This is a genomic window from Streptomyces beijiangensis, from assembly GCF_017315755.1.
Lineage (GTDB): Bacteria > Actinomycetota > Actinomycetes > Streptomycetales > Streptomycetaceae > Streptomyces > Streptomyces beijiangensis.
In genome coordinates this window covers 1-2,191 of the sequence record NZ_JAFLRJ010000548.1, presented here as the reverse complement: position 1 = coordinate 2,191, position 2,191 = coordinate 1, and the positions used below count along the sequence as shown (strand labels likewise).

Sequence of the window (2,191 nt, the reverse complement as noted above, 5' to 3'; positions counted from 1 at the left end):
GGTCTGCTCATCCTGGGGCGGGGCGGTCGTGCCGTACATCTCGGAGCTCGATGCCTGGTAGAAGCGGCACGGCAGGCCGGTCATCCGGATCGCTTCGAGGAGGCGGGTGGTGCCGAGCCCGGTGGTGGTGCCGGTGAACTCGGGCTCGTCGAAGGAGACGCGGACGTGGGACTGGGCGGCCAGGTGGTAGACCTCGTCGGGCCGGATGCTCTCCAGGAGGGTGGCGATGCGGGAGCCGTCGGCGAGGTCTCCGTAGTGCAGGTGCAGTCGGGTGTCCGGCTCGTGCGGGTCCTGGTAGAGGTGGTCGATCCGGGTGGTGGAGAAGGTGGAGGAGCGGCGCATCAGGCCGTGCACCACATAGCCCTTGGAGAGCAGGAGTTCGGCCAGGTACGAGCCGTCCTGGCCGGTGATGCCGGTGATGAGCGCGACTTTGGGGGGCATGGCATCGCTTTCTCTGGACAACTAGACGAGGGGGACGCTGTTTCGCGCGATGGTCGGGGTGTGGGAAGGCCGTGCCTGCCGCGGAGGTACGCCGGTGGGGGGAATCCGGCGCCGGGCATTGAGCGCATGGGCGATCAACAGCCCGATGACCAGGCCCTGTTCGGCGGTGAAGGAGTACGTCATCGCGAACATCAACTGTCCGTACGCGAGCAGTTGGACCGCACGCGCGGTGCGGGAGCCTCCCCGGCCGTCCGCCAGCGCGGCGGCGTACAGGAAGAGGAAGGCGGAGAGTCCCAGCACGCCGGTGCGCAGCAGCAGATGCAGGTAGTAATTGTGCGGGGAGACCGTGACGAGACCGCCGTCGACCATCCGCGCGAAGCCCGTGCCGAACGGCAGCCCGGTGAGCCAGTCGCCCGCCCGTTCGAAGCTGTCGAGCAGGCCGAGCCAGCCCGTGGCACGCCACATGAGGGTCCGGCTGTCGGAAGCGGATGCGGCCAGGTCGCCGCCGGCCCCACCCAGGAGGCCGAGTGCGGTGGCGAGCGCCACGGACACCCCGATCAGCGCCACGCCCACCAGGGGCAAGGCCCGGCGCCCGCGCCCGAGGTACAGAAGCAGCCAGCCGCCCACCATCACGGCGGCGGCCAGCCAGACGGTGCGGTGCTGCAGCAGGACAGTGACCAGCAGCAGGGGCGCGGCGAGCAGAAAAAACCGCCGTCTGCCGAGCCGGTCCGCGCACAGCAGCAGGACGGCGGCCTGGGCGATCAGGAGCGCTTCGGGGGCGGAGAGCGCGCGTGACTCGATGGTGAGGCCGTCCGAGATGAGCTGGATGCGCGTCGAGCCGATGCCGAACTGCGACCACCAGTGCACCGCCATCAGCGACTCGGCGTAGGCGGCCACGACCCATACGGCGCCGATGCGCCGCAGCATCCGGGCGGTGGGCGGCAGTGTGACGGCGTACAGCGCGAGCCCGAAGACGTGCGCGAAGGACGTGCGCATCTCGTTGCCCGCGATCCGTGCCCCGTAGTGCGCCGCGCCGGTGACGAACGACACGGTGATCAGCAGCAGGACGAGTCCGAGTGCCAGCAGTACGGGCCGTGCCTGGAGCGGGTTGCGGAGCAGGCGTACGACGGCTGCGGCCATCGCGCACAGGACCAGGAGGTCCAGGACGGTCAGCCCGATCGGCAACTGCGAGGTCAGGGTCGCGTGTTCGGAGCCGGGCCAGAGCCTCGCCGTCAGCAGCAGGGCGATCCCGGTCGTCGGGGAGCGGACGTACAGGGCGGTCACCGCGACGAGTGCGAGCAGGGCGGCGCCGAGTGCCAGCAGGGTCGAGGGGTTCACCGGCCCACCGCCGCCCGCGCAGCCGTCTTCACATAAGGCGACACCATCAGCACCGGCGCCCGCACCCCCGCATGCCGCGCGCAGTACACCCACCACTGACGCGGCGGCAGTTCGCGCTGCGAGGTGATCCGGCGCAGCGCCTCGCGCACGCCGATGCCCGGCTCGCGCGAGCCCGTCAGCGGGGGGTTGCGGTCGCAGGTGCCGATGTGGCGGGGCGTCACATAGACGGGGATGCCGGCCCGGCGGGCGCGGTAGCCGTGGTCGTAGTCGCCCATGCCGTGGCGGAAGACCTTGTCGATGTCGCCGATGCGGTCGCGTACGGAGCGCGGGACGAGGACGACGTTGCCGTTGTACGTGTCGCAGGGCTCGGGCCTGCCGCTCGGTTCGACCAGTGCCAGGGCGCGGCCGACGC

Annotated in this window: 3 protein-coding genes; all 3 read right to left on the bottom strand. The window is 71.1% G+C overall.

Annotation, left to right across the window (positions count from 1 at the left end):
• The coding region (locus tag J0695_RS36585; protein ID WP_206969076.1) for a GDP-mannose 4,6-dehydratase at positions 1–441 on the bottom strand (441 nt) is incomplete at its 3' end.
• Between the two features lie 21 nt (positions 442–462).
• Entirely contained in the window at positions 463–1,779 is a 1,317-nt protein-coding gene (locus tag J0695_RS36580; protein WP_206969075.1) for an O-antigen ligase family protein, read from the bottom strand.
• On the bottom strand, positions 1,776–2,191 hold a 416-nt coding region (locus J0695_RS36575), incomplete at its 5' end, for a glycosyltransferase family 2 protein (RefSeq protein WP_372445885.1). The genes J0695_RS36575 and J0695_RS36580, both read right to left, overlap by 4 nt.